12 protein-coding genes are annotated in these 16,464 nt (G+C 74.0%); all 12 read left to right on the forward strand.

All coding sequences use genetic code 11. From position 1 onward, the window contains the following. Positions 1–13: 13 nt before the first annotated feature. The 12 genes from C8046_RS09390 to C8046_RS09445 all read left to right on the forward strand — a co-directional run bounded on the left by C8046_RS09390 (position 14) and on the right by C8046_RS09445 (position 16,451). Positions 14–1,435: a dicarboxylate/amino acid:cation symporter gene (locus C8046_RS09390; RefSeq protein ID WP_109230858.1), complete on the forward strand. Its 1,422-nt coding sequence runs from the start codon at positions 14–16 to the stop codon at positions 1,433–1,435. Between the two features lie 251 nt (positions 1,436–1,686). Then, positions 1,687–2,742, forward strand: a complete 1,056-nt coding sequence (locus tag C8046_RS09395) for a LacI family DNA-binding transcriptional regulator (protein WP_109229210.1) — start codon at positions 1,687–1,689, stop codon at positions 2,740–2,742. Further along, positions 2,739–3,704 (forward strand): carbohydrate ABC transporter permease, encoded by a 966-nt coding sequence (locus tag C8046_RS09400; protein WP_109229211.1) that lies wholly within the window; start codon positions 2,739–2,741, stop codon positions 3,702–3,704. The genes C8046_RS09395 and C8046_RS09400 overlap by 4 nt, the downstream gene beginning before the upstream one ends. Further along, positions 3,701–4,537 carry a carbohydrate ABC transporter permease gene (locus tag C8046_RS09405; protein WP_109229212.1) on the forward strand — a complete coding sequence of 279 codons (837 nt, stop codon included), beginning with the start codon at positions 3,701–3,703 and terminating at the stop codon, positions 4,535–4,537. Before C8046_RS09400 ends, C8046_RS09405 begins: the two co-directional genes overlap by 4 nt. A gap of 49 nt (positions 4,538–4,586) precedes the next feature. After that, positions 4,587–5,924 carry an ABC transporter substrate-binding protein gene (locus tag C8046_RS09410; RefSeq protein WP_109229213.1) on the forward strand — a complete coding sequence of 446 codons (1,338 nt, stop codon included), beginning with the start codon at positions 4,587–4,589 and terminating at the stop codon, positions 5,922–5,924. Between the two features lie 99 nt (positions 5,925–6,023). Further along, on the forward strand, positions 6,024–7,181 hold the full coding sequence (locus C8046_RS09415) for an ADP-ribosylglycohydrolase family protein (protein WP_109229214.1): 1,158 nt from the start codon (positions 6,024–6,026) through the stop codon (positions 7,179–7,181). 234 nt (positions 7,182–7,415) lie between these two features. Beyond that, entirely contained in the window at positions 7,416–8,840 is a 1,425-nt protein-coding gene (locus tag C8046_RS09420) for an ADP-ribosylglycohydrolase family protein (RefSeq protein WP_235866261.1), read from the forward strand. Further along, a complete protein-coding gene (locus tag C8046_RS09425; protein ID WP_109229216.1) occupies positions 8,837–9,739 on the forward strand; it encodes a ribokinase in 903 nt (300 codons plus the stop codon). The genes C8046_RS09420 and C8046_RS09425 overlap by 4 nt, the downstream gene beginning before the upstream one ends. Then, entirely contained in the window at positions 9,736–11,760 is a 2,025-nt protein-coding gene (locus tag C8046_RS09430) for an SUMF1/EgtB/PvdO family nonheme iron enzyme (protein ID WP_109229217.1), read from the forward strand. The genes C8046_RS09425 and C8046_RS09430 overlap by 4 nt, the downstream gene beginning before the upstream one ends. Continuing rightward, positions 11,757–12,983: a CaiB/BaiF CoA transferase family protein gene (locus tag C8046_RS09435; RefSeq protein WP_109229218.1), complete on the forward strand. Its 1,227-nt coding sequence runs from the start codon at positions 11,757–11,759 to the stop codon at positions 12,981–12,983. The genes C8046_RS09430 and C8046_RS09435 overlap by 4 nt, the downstream gene beginning before the upstream one ends. After that, the gene (locus C8046_RS09440) at positions 12,980–13,894 is read left to right on the forward strand and encodes an HpcH/HpaI aldolase/citrate lyase family protein (RefSeq protein WP_109229219.1); all 915 of its coding nucleotides are present in this window, start codon (positions 12,980–12,982) and stop codon (positions 13,892–13,894) included. The genes C8046_RS09435 and C8046_RS09440 overlap by 4 nt, the downstream gene beginning before the upstream one ends. A 91-nt stretch (positions 13,895–13,985) precedes the next feature. Beyond that, on the forward strand, positions 13,986–16,451 hold the full coding sequence (locus tag C8046_RS09445; RefSeq protein ID WP_109229220.1) for an alpha/beta hydrolase-fold protein: 2,466 nt from the start codon (positions 13,986–13,988) through the stop codon (positions 16,449–16,451). Positions 16,452–16,464 lie beyond the last annotated feature (13 nt).

Below are 16,464 nucleotides of genomic sequence, written 5' to 3' on the forward strand. Positions count from 1 at the left end.
GAAGAAGGTCCCCGTGTCATCCACGTCCGCCCCCGCAACCACCTCCTCCACCCGCAGGAGGCTGCGGTTCCCCTCGTTCGGGGCCCAGATCGTCATCGCGCTCGTGCTCGGTGTCGCGCTCGGCTTCGTCGCCCGCCAGATGGGTCCCGTCGACGCCGACGCTCCCAACTGGCTCACCGACGTCCTCGCGACGATCGGCTCCTCCTTCGTCGGCCTGCTGCGCGCCATCGTGCCGCCGCTCGTCTTCCTCGCGATCGTCGCCTCCATCGCCAACCTGCGACAGGTGAAGAACGCCGCGCGCCTGGCCGGCCAGACGCTGCTGTGGTTCGCGATCACCGCCCTGATCTCGGTCGCGATCGGCATCACGCTCGGCCTCGTGCTGCAGCCCGGCTCGCGCACCAGCATCAGCGCCGACGCCGCCGCCGACCCCGGCCGGAGCGGCTCGTGGATCGACTTCCTCGTCGGCCTGCTGCCGACGAACTTCCTCGGCATCGAGGGCAGCGCGAACGCGGACTCCGGCTCGGTCGGCTTCAGCTTCAACGTGCTGCAGATCGTGGTCATCGCCATCGTGGTCGGCCTCGCGGCCCTCAAGGTCGGCAAGCAGGCCGAGCCGTTCCTCACGTTCGCCGGCTCGGCGCTGTCCGTGATCCAGAAGGTGCTGTGGTGGATCATCCGCCTGGCGCCGCTGGGCACCGTCGGCCTCATCGGCCGCGCCGTCGCGACCTACGGCTGGAACCTCATCCCCTCGCTCGGGATGTTCACGATCGCCGTCTACGCCGGGCTCGCCCTCGTGCTGTTCGTGCTCTACCCGGTGATCCTGCGGGCCAACGGCCTCTCGATCCGCCAGTTCTTCCGCGGCGCCTGGCCCGCGATCCAGCTCGCGTTCGTCTCGCGCTCCTCGATCGGCACGCTGCCCCTGACGCAGCGCGTCACCGAGCGCAACCTCGGCGTCCCGCGGAGCTACGCCTCGTTCGCCGTGCCGCTCGGCGCGACCACCAAGATGGACGGCTGCGCCGCGATCTACCCGGCGATCGCCGCGATCTTCGTCGCGCAGTTCTACGGCATCTCGCTCTCGATCACCGACTACGTGCTCATCGCGTTCGTCTCGGTGGTCGGCAGCGCGGCGACGGCGGGGCTCACCGGCGCCGTCGTCATGCTGACGCTGACCCTCTCCACGCTCGGGCTGCCCCTCGAGGGTGTCGGTCTGCTCATCGCCATCGACGGCATCCTCGACATGGGCCGCACCGCCGTGAACGTCGCGGGCCAGGCCCTGGTGCCGACCGTCGTGGCCAAGCGCGAGGGGATCCTCGACGTCGAGCGCTACGAGTCGGCCTCGGCGGAGGACCTGTTCTCCGACGACGACGACGAGCGCGAGGTCGCGCGCGACGCCGCCGACACGGCCGCGGAGCTGGAGTCCTCCGGCACGCGGAGCTGACCACCTCGGCGCGCTGAGCGCCACCGCACCACCCCGGACGCCCGGGGCGCCTCGAGCTTGTCGAGCCGCCCCGGGCGTTCGTGCGTGCGGAGGCGGCGTGGGTGTCGACGGCGTCGCCCGTCGTCGCCCGCTGCACCGCCCCCGAGGTCACGATTCGGAGTCATCGCTTGACCTCCCGGCCTCCGATGTGGAAACGTCTCCAGCGGGACGGTGTAAACGTTTCCACATCGACGAGGTGACGAGGAGGTCACATGGTCCAGCGGGCAACCCTCACGCAGGTCGCGCAGCGCGCCGGCGTGTCCATCGCGTCCGCCTCGCGCGCGCTCAACGGCCTCGTCGCCAGCCCGGCCACCGTGGAGAAGGTCCGCCGCGCGGCCGACGACCTCGGCTACGTGCCCGATGCGAGCGCCCGCGCGCTGAAGATGGGCAGCACCGGCCAGCTGACCTTCGCCGTCGACGACATCGGCAACCCCGTCTACGTCGAGATGATGACGGGCGTCCAGGAGGTCGTCGCCGCGGGCGGCTACCGCCTCCAGGTCACCAGCACCGGGGCCACCAGCGGCCCCCACAGCGTGCTCGACCTCATCCGCAACCTCCGCCGCGGCTACGCGGACGGCCTCATCCTGTCCCCGCTGCGCGTCACGCCGGAGCTGCTCGCCGAGCTCGCCGCGACCCCCGTGCCCGTCGTCGTCATCGGTCGCCTGCCCCAGCACGCCGGGGTCGACACGGTGATGACCGACTCGGCGCTCGGGGTCGCGCTCGCCGTCGAGCACCTGCACGCGCAGGGCCGGCGCCGGATCGCCTTCCTCAACGGCCCGGGCGACACCACCCCGGGCGCCGCCCGTCGGCGCGGGTTCGACGAGGCCGTCGCCGCGCACCCCGACGTCGTGGCCTCCACCCACGAGGCCGTCGACTTCACGATGTCCGCGGGGCGTGAGGCCGCGCACCGCCTGCTCGACCCCACCGGCCGGAGCACGACGGCGGAGCTCGCCGCCTCCCCCGGCACTCCGGACGCCGTCGTGGCCGCCAACGACCTCCTCGCGATCGGCGCGCTGCACGCCGCCCACGACCTCGGCCTCGACGTCCCCGGACGTCTCGCCGTCACCGGTGTCGACGACACGTCGCTCACCGAGATCGTCCACCCGTCGCTGACGTCCGTCAGCCTCGCCTCGCGTCGTCGCGGGCAGCTCGCCGCCGAGCTGCTGATGCGCCGCCTCGAGGATCCGGCACGAGCCCCGCAGGTGCTCAGCGTCCCCCCGCTGCTGCAGGTGCGAGGCTCCAGCACAACCACGGCAGGAATTCGATGACGACCCTCGCCCCCACGTCCACCCCCGAACCCGCGTCGCCGCCGGGCGACGCGCCGGGCCGCGCCAAGCGTCAGGGCGCCGCCAGCCGCGCCCAGCGCCGCGAGGCCCTGGCGCTCGTGGTCCCGGCCACGCTGCCGATCCTGGTGTTCTCGATCATCCCGCTGGTCACCGGCATCTACCTCGGCTTCACGAACTCGACGCTGAAGCGGAACCCGACGAACGACTTCACGGGTCTGGAGAACTACCAGCGCCTGATCGGGGACACGTTCTTCTGGGAGTCGTTCCGGATCGGTCTGATCTGGGCCGCGTCCGTCGCCGTCCTGACGCTGCTCGCGGCGCTCGGGCTCGCACTCCTGCTCAACGCCGACCTCCGTCTCAAGGGCGTGACCCGGGTCCTGGCGCTGATCCCGTGGGCGATGCCGCCCGTCGTCGTCGCGATCGTCTGGCGCCTCATCTACTCCCCCACCGCCGGGCCGCTCAACGCGGGTCTGGGGTTCTTCGGGATCGAGGGCGTGAACTGGCTCGGCGACTTCTCGACCGCGCTGCCCGCCGTCATCGTCGTGGCCGTCTGGAGCGGCATCCCGCAGTCGACCGTGCTCCTCCTGGCCGGCCTCCAGCAGGTGCCGACCGAGCAGCACGAGGCCGCCGCCGTCGACGGTGCCTCCGCGCTCCGCCGGTTCTGGCACATCACGCTCCCGGCGCTGCGCCCGGTGATCTTCGCTATCACCTCGCTCGACTTCATCTGGAGCTTCAACTCCTTCGGCCTCGTCTACGTCCTGACGGAGGGCGGCCCGGGCGGCAGGACCATGCTCCCGATGCTGTTCACGTACCTCGAGGCGTTCACGAACCGGAACACCGGCTACGCCGCCGCGATGGGCAACGTCATGGTGCTCGCCGTCGTGATCGTCCTGTCGGCCTACCTGTTCGCCCAGTTCCGTCGCGGGAAGGCGGCCCAGTCGTGAAGACGCGCAACCCCGTCGTCCGCTTCGGCCAGTACGTCGCCCTCGCTGCCTACCTGATCTTCCTGGGCTTCCCGCTGCTGTGGCTGCTCTCGACCTCGCTCAAGTCCTCGGGCGAGATCAACTCGCTCGCGGTCAACCTCATCCCGGACACCTTCGCGTGGGGCAACTACCCGCAGGCCCTCGAGCGCCAGAACCTGATCCGCTCGGCCGGGAACTCGCTGTTCGTCTCGGTCGTGACGATGGTGATCACCACCCTGATCTCGATGCCGGCCGCCTACGCGCTCGCGCGGTTCCAGGGGAAGCTGCGGGCCGCCGGCACCGCCTGGATCCTCATCAGCCAGGTCTTCCCGGCGATCCTGCTGATCATCCCGCTGTTCATGGTGCTGCGGACGCTGCAGCTCAACGACACGATGTTCGGCCTGATCCTCGTCTACGTCACGTTCACCCTCCCCTTCACGCTGTGGATGCTGCAGGGCTACGTGGCGGCGATCCCCCGCGATCTCGAGGAGGCCGGCGCGATGGACGGCGCGAAGCGCTTCACCGTGCTCCGCCTCATCGTCTTCCCGCTGCTCATGCCCGGTCTGGTCGCGACGGCGATGTTCACCTTCGTCGCGGCGTGGAACGAGTTCTTCCTCGCCCTCGTGCTCATCCAGTCGCCCGAGCTGTACACGCTGCCGCTCACGCTGCGGATGTTCATCGGCCTCGAGGGCCAGACGGCGCTCGGGCCGCTGGCCGCCGGCGCCGTGCTCGCCACGATCCCCTCGCTCGTCATCTTCGGTCTCCTGCAGAAGCGCCTCACGAGCGGTTCGCTCGCCGGCGCCGTCAAGGGCTGACCTCCCCCACGTCCACCGTCACCACCACACCATCGAGAAAGGCACCACCATGAGAAGGAACCGAGGCGCCGCCGTCGTCGCCGGAGCGTTCGCGCTCACCCTCGTCCTCGCCTCCTGCCAGCAGGGCAGCAGCACGGCCGGGGACAGCGAGTCGCCGGCCGACGGCGAGGACACCACCTCCGCCGACGGCGGGGGCAGCGGCGAGACCGTCAACCTGACCTTCCAGTCGCTCGCCGGCCAGGAGGCCACGATCGCCGAGACCGAGCGTCTCGTCGACGAGTGGAACACGGCCAACCCCGACATCCAGGTGGAGATCGTCCCCGCAGCCTGGGACGGCGTCTACGACAAGCTCGTCACGCAGTTCACGGGTGGCTCCGCCCCCGACATCATCCACTTCGAGGCCGCGGGCATCCGTCCGTTCGCCGTCGACGGCTACATCGCCGACCTGACGGACCTCATCTCCGAGGACCTCAGGTCCGGGATCAGCGAGGGCGTCTGGGAGTCCGTCACGGTCGACGACGCGATCATCGGCTACCCGACGATGATGCAGTCGTACATGGTGTTCGCGAACACCGACCTCCTCGAGGCCGCCGGCGTCGAGATCCCCACGGGCGACACGATGACGTGGGAGGAGCTGCGCGAGATCGCCAGGGCGACGACCAAGGACGGCGTCTACGGCCTCGGTTGGGGCCTGAAGAACCCGACCGCGACCGTGATGTCGCTCGGTCTGGGCAACGACGGCACGTTCTTCTCGGGCGAGGGCACCGAGGCGGAGATCGAGGTCGGCGACGCCGAGCTCGCCGTCCCGACCCAGATGCACGAGATGGCCTACACGGACATGTCGCTGCAGCCCGTCTCGCTCACGCAGTCCGGCGGCGAGGTCCTGCCGTCGTTCTACGGCGGCCAGGTCGCGATGACCGTCCAGGGCAGCTTCCAGGCGACGAACATCGCCGCCGACGCCCCCGAGGGCTTCAACTGGACCGTGCTTCCCCCGCTCGAGGGTTCCGCGAGCGCCGCTCAGTCGGCCAACCCGCAGACGCTCTCGGTCAACGTCGACTCCGAGCACGTCGAGGAGTCGGCGCAGTTCATCGAGTTCCTCATGCAGCCGGAGAACCTCGCCGCGCTCAACTACGCGGACGCCCTGATCCCGACGTCGGAGCAGGCGCGCGAGGCGCTCGCCACCACGACCGAGGGCCTCACCGGCTGGGACCAGATCCTCGCCTCCGGTGACAACCTCACCGCCCCGGCGTTCCTCAAGGTCGACCTCTACCAGCAGTGGAACGAGACCGTGGCGACCCCGGCCCTGCAGCGCTACCTCGCCGGCGAGATCGACGTCGACGCGCTGAAGGCGGAGATGACCGACGGCTGGGCCCAGGTCAACCGCTGACGCACCACCGGCAAGCACCCCGTCCGGGGTGCCGCGTGCAGGCGCGCACCCCGGACGGTCCCCTCGAACGACCGAACCACCGAGAGAAGGAATCACCTGATGAGTCGGCTGGCTGACAGGGTCGCGGGCGTTCTCGCCGGCGCCGCCGTGGGAGATGCGCTGGGCGGCGCGACGGAGGGCTGGACCCCCGAGCAGATCGCGGAGCGGCACGGCGGTGAGGTCACCGGGATCGTGCCCCCGTACTACCCGGACTGGCGCACCGCGCGGCCGATCGCGCCTTACCACAAGGGCGACGGGCACGTCACGGACGACACCCTCATGACGCACGCGCTGGTCGAGGTGTACGCCCACCGCCGAGCCCACCTGGACGCGTACGCCGTCGCCGAGGACCTCGTCCCGCTGATGATCGGCGAGCCGCGCTGGATCCCCGAGCTCGAGCAGGAGGCGCTCATCCTGCAGCGCGTCTTCCTCGCCGAGAAGTGGATCGTCGCCCGCCTGCACTACGGGCACGTGGACCCCCGCGAGGCGGGCGTCGGCAACATCGTCAACTGCGGCGCGACCATGTACATGGCGCCGGTCGGGCTGGTGAACGCGGGCGACCCCCGCGCCGCCTACCGCGAGGCGATCGAGATCGCCGGGGCCCACCAGGTCTCCTACGGCCGGGAGGCCGCGGGCGTGTTCGCGGCGGGCGTGGCCGCGTCGATGAGCCCCGACGCGAGCGTCGAGACGGTGCTCGAGGCGTCGCTCGCCGTCGCCAAGGACGGCACCCGGGCCGCGATCGAGGCGGTGACGACGGCGGTGCGCGAGCTGCTCGCGACGTCGCCCTCCCCGTCCACCGCGGACGTGCGGCGGACGATCCGGGACGCCGTCGCGCCCTACGACACGGTCGGTCCCGAGTACCGCAAGCCGGCGATGGACGCCCGGCTGCCCTCGCGCACGAAGTCGATCGAGGAGCTCCCCGCGGCGCTGGGCTTCGTCCTGGCTCACGACGGCGACACGCGCGCCGCCGTGCTGGGCGCGGTCAACTACGGTCGCGACTCCGACTCGATCGCCACGATGGCGGGCGCGATCTGCGGTGGCCTGAACGGGCTCGACTCGGTGCCCGCCGACTGGCGGACGGACATCGCCACCGCGAGCCGGATCGATCTGGACGCGGTCGCCGAGGTGATGACCGGCGTCGTGCGCGACGTGCTGACGGCCGACGCCGAGGCCGCCTCGGCCCGGGCGGCGGCGACCACCTCGCTGCTCGACGACTGACGTCCTCGTGCATTCGCGAGGCCCTTCCGGTGCGTTCGCGAGGCCCTTCGGGTCACCTCGCGAGGCCCTTCGGGTCACGCGACGACGCCGCAACGGCCTCGCGATCGCACCCGAAGGGCCTCGCGACGGTGCGCAAACCCCTCGCCGCTGTACCGAAGCCCCTCGCCGCTTGACCAGAAACCCCTCGCCGGTGGTGCGCAAGCCCCTCGCCGGTGGTGCAGAAACCCCTCGCAGATGACTGGAGAGACGGAACCGATGCGACTGACCTGGGCCCAGCCCGAGGACCTGCTGCCCCACGAGCTCGTGGCTCTGATCGAGCAGGGGGCCGACCGGGGGGCGGTCGACGGCGTCCGCGCGCGCTGGGTCGCGGCCGGCGGCGATCCCGCCGCGCCGCGCACCGGCGCGGGACCCGTCCCGGCCACGCCCGAGCTGCGGGCGCTCGCCCGTGACCTGCTCGCGGAGGCGGCGACGCTGCAGCCCGTCAGCCCGGACGAGCCCGACGACTGGGACGCGATCGCGGCGCTGCTGCCCGCCACCACCGCCCCCACGACCACCGCCCTCCTCACCGCCACCCCCGACGTCGACCGCTACCGCGGAGCCTGGACGGGCCGCGCCGTCGGCTGCGTCCTCGGCAAGCCGGTGGAGAAGATCCCACGCGACGGCATCGAGACGATCCTGCGCGCCACCGACCGCTGGCCGCTGACCACCTGGTTCACGGCCGTCGGGCTGCCCGGCGACGTCGCCCAGGAGTGGCCGTGGAACCGGCGCAGCGCCCCGACGTCGCTCGCGGAGAACATCGACGGCGCCCCGGAGGACGACGACCTCAACTTCCCGATCCTCGCGCTGCACCTCCTCGCCACCCACGGCCCGGGCCTCACCACCGACCAGGTGGCGCAGGGCTGGCTCGACAACCTCCCCGGCGGCCGCGTCTTCACGGCCGAGCGTGCCGCGTACCGCAACCTGCTCGACGGCCGCCCGATCCCCGAGACCGCCACGCACCTCAACCCGTTCCGCGAGTGGATCGGCGCGCTCATCCGCACGGACGCCTACGGCTGGGCCCACCCTGGCGACCCGCTCGCCGCAGCCCGCCTCGCCTGGACCGACGCCCGCCTCAGCCACACCCGCAACGGCCTCTACGGCGCGATGTGGGCGGCGGCGCTGTGCTCGGCCGCCGTCGCGCTCCCCTCCCCCTCCGACCGGCCCGACGGCGGGACCGCCGCCGTCCTCGACGCCGCCGACACCGTGGTCCCGCCGCGCAGCCGGCTCGCCGCGGCGATCGCGCTGGGCCGCGAGCTCGCCGCGACGGGCCGCCCGCAGGCCGAGGCCCTCGACGTGCTGCACGCCGAGCTCGGCCACCTGCACTGGGTCCACACGCTCAACAACGCCGCCCTCGTCGCGTACGCGATCGCGTCGTCGGACGGCGACGTCGCGGCCGGGGCGTGCACCGCCGTCGTCGGCGGCTGGGACACCGACTCGGCCGGCGCGACGGTGGGGTCCGTGCTCGGCGCGCTCGCCGGCGGCGCCTCCGCCGGGTTGGACCCGACCTGGACCGACCCCCTGCACGGCACGATCGCGACCTCGATGCCCGGCGGCGCCGTCCGCAGCGTCGAGGACCTCGCCACGGCCGCCCACACCCTCGCCGAGAGGTTCACCTCATGAGCACCGCAGGCACCGTCACCGTCGTCGGGAGCGCCAATCTCGACACCACGCTGCGCGTCGCGCGCATCCCCGGCCCTGGCGAGACGATCCTGGCCAGCGGCATCGTGCGCAGCCCCGGCGGCAAGGGCGCGAACCAGGCCGTCGGCGCCGCGCGTTCCGGCGGGGCGGAGGTGGCGTTCGTCGCCGCGCTCGGTCACGACGGCGAGGCGGACCTCCTGCTCGCCTCGCTCACCGGCGCGGGGGTCGGCACCGACCACGTGCGCCGGCTGGACGGCGTCCCGAGCGGCTCAGCCCTCATCACGGTGTCCGACGACGCGGAGAACTCGATCGTCGTCGTCCCCGGCGCGAACGCGGTCCTGCTGGACCTCACCGACGGCGAGCTCGCCGTGGTCAGGAGCGCCGCCGTCGTGCTCGCGTGCCTGGAGATCCCGATGGCCACGGTGCTGGCGGCCGCCCGCGCGGCGCGCCGGTTCGTGCTGAACGCGGCGCCGTCGGCCCCGCTGCCCGACGAGCTCTGGCCGCACCTCGACGTGCTCGTGGTCAACGAGCACGAGGCGCGCGACCTCACGGGCGAGGCCCAGGTGGACGACGCCGTGGCGGTCCTGTCTCGGCGCGTCCCGGCACTGGTCGTCACGCTCGGCGCGGCCGGCGCGCTCGTCGTCGAGGACGGCCTGCGCACCCACGTGCGCGGCAACCCCGTCACCGCCGTCGACACGACCGGGGCGGGCGACTGCTTCTGCGGCGTCCTCGCGGCGCGGCTCGCCGCGGGCGACGACCTCGTCACCGCCACCCGGTGGGGCGGCGCCGCCGGCGCGCTCGCCGTCCAGCGCCCCGGCGCCGCCGACGCGATGCCGACGACGGCGGACGTCGCGACCCTCGTCGAGGGGGCGCAGCGATGAGCGGCGGGTTCGATCCGCTCGTGCCGCGCGAGATCGACCGGTGGTCGGTGCTGCCGCTGGACGCCGACCTCTCCGACGGCGAGGCCGCCGTCGCGCTCGAGGACGCCAAGATCCTCGCCGGGCCCGACGATCCTGCCGACCGGCCGCGCTGGCGCGAGCAGCTGCGCACCTGGCGCGACGGCGTCCTGGCGCGCCATCCCGACCTCGGCGCCCGCTACGACCGGCCCGAGACCGCGTGGTCCTCGCGCTGCTTCGCGGTGGCGCAGGTGTGGCTGTGGGACGAGCTGTTCTTCGACTCAGCTGCTCAGCGCTTCACGCCCGAGCGCCTCCTGGCCGACGCGCGCGAGCGCCTCGGCGGTCTCGACGGCCTCGTGCTCTGGCACGCGTACCCGGTCATCGGCATCGACGACCGCAACCAGTGGGACTTCTACGACGTCCCTGGACTGGCGGAGGCCGCTGCCGCGCTGCAGGCCGCGGGCGTCGCCGTCTTCGTCGACTACAACCCGTGGGACACCGGAACACGTCGGGCCGCCGGCACCGACGCCGAGGAGCTGGCCGCGACCATCCGCCGGCTCGGCGCCGACGGCGTCTTCCTCGACACGCTGCGCAAGGCCGACCCCGAGCTGGTCGCCACGCTCGAGGCGGCGCGCCCCGGCATCGCGCTCGAGGGCGAGTCCAAGCTCGCGACCGAGCGGATCGCCGACCACGCGACGTCGTGGGCCCAGTGGTTCGCCGACTCCCCCGTCCCCGGCGTGCTGCGCGCCCACTGGCTCGAGCGCCGGCACCTGCAGCACCACGTGCGGCGCTGGAACCGTGACCACGCCGAGGAGCTCACGTCGGCCTGGCTCAACGGCGTCGGGGTCATGGTCTGGGAGGTGGTCTTCGGCGTCTGGGTGGGCTGGAACCCGCGCGACGCCTCGACCCTGCGGCGCATGCTGCCCGTCCAGCGCGCGCTGGCGGACGTGCTGCACCGGGGTGACTGGACCCCGCTGACCGACCTGGGCCCCGAGGCCCCCGGGCAGGGCATCTTCGGTTCGCTCTACGAGACGGACGATCTCCGCCTGTGGACGCTGGCGAGCCGGTCCGACGTCGACCACGTCCTCGCCCTCCCGGCCGACGCCCCCGGACGCTGGCTCGCGCTGCACGACGGCGTCGAGCTGGAGCTGGCCGACGGCGAGACCGGCACCCTCGAGGTGACCGTGCCCGCGCGCTCGATCGCGGCAGCGGTGCACGTGCCACCGGGGGTCGCGCCGCCGGATCTCGCATCGCTGCAGGCCGAGCTCGCCGCGATCCGGGCGACCACGCCGGATCACGACGGCGACGCCTCCTTCGGCCACCGGCGCGCGGTCCGCACCGCCGGTGCCCCCTCGCGGGGCGGGGCGCCCGCGGACGCGACGGTCGTCGTCGTGCCCCCGGGCGAGCACGTGCTGACCGTGCGGTTCCGGCAGCGCGAGACCGGGATGTACGACGGCGCCCCGTACGTGGACGAGTGGAAGCCGCTGCCACCCCGGCTGCACGACTCCCGCACGCTCGAACGCGTCGCGACGCTCGCGCACCCGGTCGCCGTCGCCGCCCGTGAGGTGAGCGAGGCGGAGTTCGACGCGTTCGTCGACGCGACCGGCTACGTCCCCGCCGTCGCGCACCGCTTCCGTACCGAGCGCCGCGGGCCGGACGCCCCGGTCACCGGCGTGAACCTCGCCGACACCCGCGCCTACGCCGCCTGGTGCGGCGCGCGCCTGCCGACCGAGGACGAGTGGCAGCTCGCGGCGTCGCTGCAAGGTTTCGAGCGCCGCGCCCCCGCGGTGTGGAGCTGGACGGAGAGCGAGCACACCGACGGCCGCACCCGGTTCGTCATGCTCAAGGGCGGCAGCGACCACGTCAGCGAGGGCTCGGACTGGTACACCGACGGCGGCGTCCGTCCACCCGAGTTCACGCTGAAGTTCCTGGTGCCGGGGCTCGGGATCGAGCGGTCGCCGAGCATCGGCTTCCGGATCTGCTGGGACACCGAGGGAGCATCATGACGGAGAGCAGCACACCGGAGGGCAGCACATTGGAGGGCAGCGGAGCTCTCGCTGGCCTCCGTGTCATCGACGCCTCGACCCTGTTCGCGGGCCCGATGGCCGCGATGCACCTGGGCGACATGGGCGCCGAGGTGATCAAGGTCGAGCACCCGCGCCGGCCCGACCCGTCGCGCGGCCACGGTCCCTCGCGCGACGGTCACAACCTGTGGTGGGCCACGCTCGGGCGCAACAAGCGCACGGTCCAGCTCGACCTCGGCAGCGAGGGCGGGGCCGAGGCGTTCCGGCGGCTGGCCGCGAGCGCCGACGTCGTGATCGAGAACTTCCGCCCCGACACGCTGGAGCGCTGGGGGCTGGGGTACGAGGCGCTGAGCGCCGACAACCCCGGGCTGGTGCTCGCGCGCGTCACCGGGTTCGGGCAGATCGGGCCGTACCGCCGCCGGCCCGGGTTCGGCACGCTCGCGGAGGCGATGAGCGGGTTCGCCGCCATGACCGGCGAGGCGGACGGGCCGCCGACGCTGCCGCCGTTCGGGCTCGCGGACGGGATCGCGTCGCTCGCGACCGCCTTCGCCGTCATGGTCGCGCTCCACTCGCGCGAGCGGACGGGGCTCGGGCAGGTCGTGGACCTCGCGATCGTCGAGCCGATCCTCGCGCTGCTCGGACCGCAGATCAGCCGGTTCCAGCAGCTCGGCACCGTGCAGGCGCGCACGGGCAACCGCTCCTCCAACAACGCGCCGCGCAACACCTACGCCACGGCCGACGGCTCGTGGGTGGCGGTGTCGACGTCGGCGCAGTCGATCGCGGAGCGCGTCATGACGCTCGTGGGTCGCCCCGACCTCGCGCAGCAGCCGTGGTTCGCCGCCGGTTCCACGCGGGCCGAGCACGCCGACGAGCTCGACGAGGCGGTCGGGTCGTGGATCGCGGCGCGGCCGCGCGCGGAGGTCGTCGCGGCCTTCGAGGAGGCCCAGGCCGCGATCGCGCCGATCTACGACGCGTCCGACATCGCCGTCGACCCCCAGTTCGCCGCGCTCGGCACGATCCGCACGCTCGAGGATCCAAACCTGGGCGAGATCGCGATGCAGGGCCCGCTGTTCCGGCTGTCGCGTGACGCGGGCGTCATCGCGCACACCGGGCGCGCGCCCGGCGCCGACACCGACGCCGTGCTCGCGGAGCTCGGCTACTCCGCCGACGAGATCGCGGCGCTGCGCGGGGCGGGGTCGGTGTGAGCGCCCTCCCGCCGGTCACCGGGCTGTACGTGCCCGGCAGCCGCCCCGACCGGTTCGACAAGGCGCTGGCCACGGGCACCGAGCTGCTCATCCTCGACCTCGAGGACGCGGTCGCGCCGGAGGCGAAGGAGGACGCGCTCGACGCCGTCGTCGCCTGGGTGCGCGCGCTGCTCGAGAGCGACGGCGACGCCGACGACGGCGTCGTCGGCGCCGCGACGCCCCCGGTCCTCCAGGTCCGCGTCAACGCCGCCGGCACCCCCTGGCACGACGCCGACCTGGCCGCCCTCGCGGACCTGCCGCCCGCCGTCGAGATCCGCCTCCCGAAGGTGGAGACGACCGGCGAGCTCGACGCCGTCGCCCGCGCCGTCGGGCACCACCCGGTCACGCCGATCCTCGAGACGGCCCGCGGGGTCGAGCACGCCGTCGCGATCGCGGCGCACGACGCCGTGACACGGCTCGCGCTCGGCGAGTCCGACCTCCGCAGCGACCTCGGCACCGGCGCGGGCCCCGACGCCGAGCCCGCGATCACCTACGCGCGGATCCGGCTCCTGTTCGCCGCGCGCGCGGCCGGTCTCGACGCCCCGATGCTGTCCGCCTACCCGGCGATCCGCGACCTCGACGGGCTCCGCGCCGACACCGCGCGCGGCCGAGCGCTCGGCGCGAGCGGCCGGGTGGCGATTCACCCCAGCCAGCTGCCCGTGATCGCCGAGGTGTTCGCGCCGGCCGAGGACGAGGTCGCCTGGGCCACCGCCGTCGTGACCGCCCTGGACGCCTCCCGCGGTGCCGTCACCCGCCTGCCGGACGGCGCGATGGTCGACCCCGCCATGCGCGGCCGGGCCACCCGGATCCTCCGCCGCTCCACCACGACCAGCAGCAGCACCAGCACCACCAGCACCCCACCCCCACGCTGAGGACGACCCATCCGCCGTGAGGGCGCCCCTCCCTGCCTCGCCCTCACGACGGAGGGATCGCCCTCGGCGGACCACTGACGAAGGAGTCATCGTGTCCGACCGTTCTCCCTCCCCTCGAGACCTCCTGCGCCGCGCCGCCGTCGGCGCCGCCGGCGCGGGCCTCGCGCTCGCCGGCGGCGTCGTCGCCGCCCTCCCCGCCCAGGCCGCGCCGGCCGCCGGCACCGTGCAGACGGCGACGGCGCCGTCGGACGCCGTCGGCTCGATCGACTACACGGTGTACCTACCGCCGGGCTACGACCCCGCGGCCGACTACCCCTCCCTGTACCTCCTGCACGGCCGCGGCGACACGATGGCCGCCTGGCCCCAGGTCACCCCGACGCTGGACCGACTCATCGAGGAGGGCGCGATCCCGCCGCTCGTCGTCGTGATGCCGGACGCCCCGTGGTCGATGCGCGGCGGCTACTACGTCGACTCCCTCTACACCGGTGACGACGGCGGAGGCCCCGGCGCCGCCGTCGAGACGGCCTTCACCACCGACCTGATCGAGCACGTGGACACCACCTACGCCACGGTCGACGACCCGGGCGCGCGCGCCGTCGGCGGCTACTCGATGGGTGGCGCGGGCGCGCTGCGCTACGCCACCGCGCACCAGGACCTGTTCTCGGCCGGCCTGATCCTGAGCCCTGCCGTGTACGTCCCGACGCCGCCACTGGACTCCTCCACGCGCGAGTTCGGCGCGTACGGCGTCGGAAACGCCCTCTTCGACGAGGCGCGCTACACCGAGCTCGCCTACCCGAGCACGTTCGCCGCGCTGGACGAGTCCTCGCCGCTCCACCTGTTCATCGCCGTCGGCGACGACGAGTGGGCCAACCCGCTGCCCGAGGACGCGATCCACGACCTCGATCACGAGGCCGCCACGCTCTACAACGCCGCCAAGCGCGTGCCCGGCCTCACCTCCGAGCTGCGCGTCTACGACGGCGGCCACGACTGGGGCGTCTGGGGCCGCGGCTTCGAGGAGGGCATGCGCGACATCGGCCCGCGCCTGCGCACCGCGCCGCCGCCCGCCTTCCCCGGCACGCAGGTCGGCTCCGAGGGCCAGGACTACGCCGGAGGCGTGCTCGCGCTGCCCGACGGCCACGCGATCACGGCCACGAACCTCGCCGCCTCCGGGATGGGCCACACGAGTGCGGGCGCGCTCGACGTCGTCGTGCAGCGCCTCGACACCTCCGGCGAGGTCGTGTGGCGGACGGCGATCGCCGGCCCGGCCAACGACCGGGCCTACGGCGTCGTGAGCGACGGCGCGGGCGGCGTGCTCGTCGGCGGCTTCACGCGCGCGGCGACCGACGACGTGCTCCTCACCCGGATCTCCGGCGACGGCGAGACGCTGTGGACGCGGACGGTCGGCGACCGGGCCGCGGCGGACCGCGCCTACGCGATCACCCCGGACGGCGACGGCGGCGCCTATCTCGCGGGGTACGCGTCCGGCACGCTGCCGCCCGCGGCGGGCCAGGCCGGCCCGGCGCACGCCCCGGCCGGCGACAAGGACGCGGCGCTCGTGCACGTGGACGGTGACGGCGAGGTCGTCTGGACGGCCGGCGTCGGCGGCGCGGGCGAGGACAAGGCCTACGCGGTGACGACGGCGGCCGACGGCACCGTGGTCGTCGCGGGCAGCACCACCGGCGCGATGCCGGGCGGCACGCCCGCCGGCGGGCTCGACGCCTGGGTGGCGGGCTTCTCGCCCGCGGGGGTGCGCCTCTGGCTGCACCAGATCGGCACCGACGGCTCCGACCAGCTGCAGGCGCTCGTGCGGACGCCCGACGGCGTGGTGGCCGCCGGGTACGCGGGCGGCGCCCTGCCCGGCGCGACGTCGGCGGGCGCGTCCGACCTCGTGGCGATCGCGCTGACGTCCGGCGGCGAGACGCTCTGGACCCGGCAGGTCGGCACGGCCGGTGACGACCGCGGCGCCGCGCTCGTGCCAGGGGCCGACGGCGGCGTGGTCCTGATCGGGCACTCCGACGGCGCGTGGGACGTGCCCGCGGGCGGGGTCGACGTCGTCGTGCTGCCGCTCTCGGCGAGCGGTGAGCCCGGTGCCGCGCAGCAGCTCGGGTCCCCCCAGCGCGACGGGGCCGACGAGTGGGACGAGGCCAACGTGTTCGCCTCCGTCGCCGACGACGGCGCGAGCGCCTGGGTCCAGGGGATCACGTTCGGCGCGGTCGACGGCGGGGTCAACCTCGGCCTGACCGACGTCTTCCTGACGCAGGTCGCGCTGGCCGGGGGCGACCCCGAGCCCACGGACCCGCCGACGACGACGTCACCGCCGGCCGAGCCGTCGCCGACCGACACCGGGACGGGCGGCGCGCTGCCCCCGGGTCCGGGTGGACCGGGAGGACCCAGCGGCGGCGGCTTGGGTGCGGGCGGCGGCGCGGGCGGCGCCCTCGGCGCGACCGGCGTCGACGCGCTCGGCCTGGTCGCCGCGGCCACCGCCCTCCTGGCGGCCGGCGGCCTGGCGCTGCGCCACCGCCGTCGCGCCCAGGTCCTCCGCCTGACGGGCGCCTGACGGGCGCCTGACC

It is taken from the genome of Serinibacter arcticus (assembly GCF_003121705.1).
GTDB lineage: Bacteria > Actinomycetota > Actinomycetes > Actinomycetales > Beutenbergiaceae > Litorihabitans.

Excerpts from the sequence above, each read along its gene's own strand:
- C8046_RS09395 (WP_109229210.1), top strand. The coding sequence starts at position 1,687 with ATGGTCCAGCGGGCAACCCTCACGCAGGTCGCGCAGCGCGCCGGCGTG.
- C8046_RS09400 (WP_109229211.1), top strand. The coding sequence starts at position 2,739 with ATGACGACCCTCGCCCCCACGTCCACCCCCGAACCCGCGTCGCCGCCG.
- C8046_RS09410 (WP_109229213.1), top strand. The coding sequence starts at position 4,587 with ATGAGAAGGAACCGAGGCGCCGCCGTCGTCGCCGGAGCGTTCGCGCTC.
- C8046_RS09415 (WP_109229214.1), top strand. The coding sequence starts at position 6,024 with ATGAGTCGGCTGGCTGACAGGGTCGCGGGCGTTCTCGCCGGCGCCGCC.
- C8046_RS09420 (WP_235866261.1), top strand. The coding sequence starts at position 7,416 with ATGACTGGAGAGACGGAACCGATGCGACTGACCTGGGCCCAGCCCGAG.
- C8046_RS09425 (WP_109229216.1), top strand. The coding sequence starts at position 8,837 with ATGAGCACCGCAGGCACCGTCACCGTCGTCGGGAGCGCCAATCTCGAC.
- C8046_RS09430 (WP_109229217.1), top strand. The coding sequence starts at position 9,736 with ATGAGCGGCGGGTTCGATCCGCTCGTGCCGCGCGAGATCGACCGGTGG.
- C8046_RS09435 (WP_109229218.1), top strand. The coding sequence starts at position 11,757 with ATGACGGAGAGCAGCACACCGGAGGGCAGCACATTGGAGGGCAGCGGA.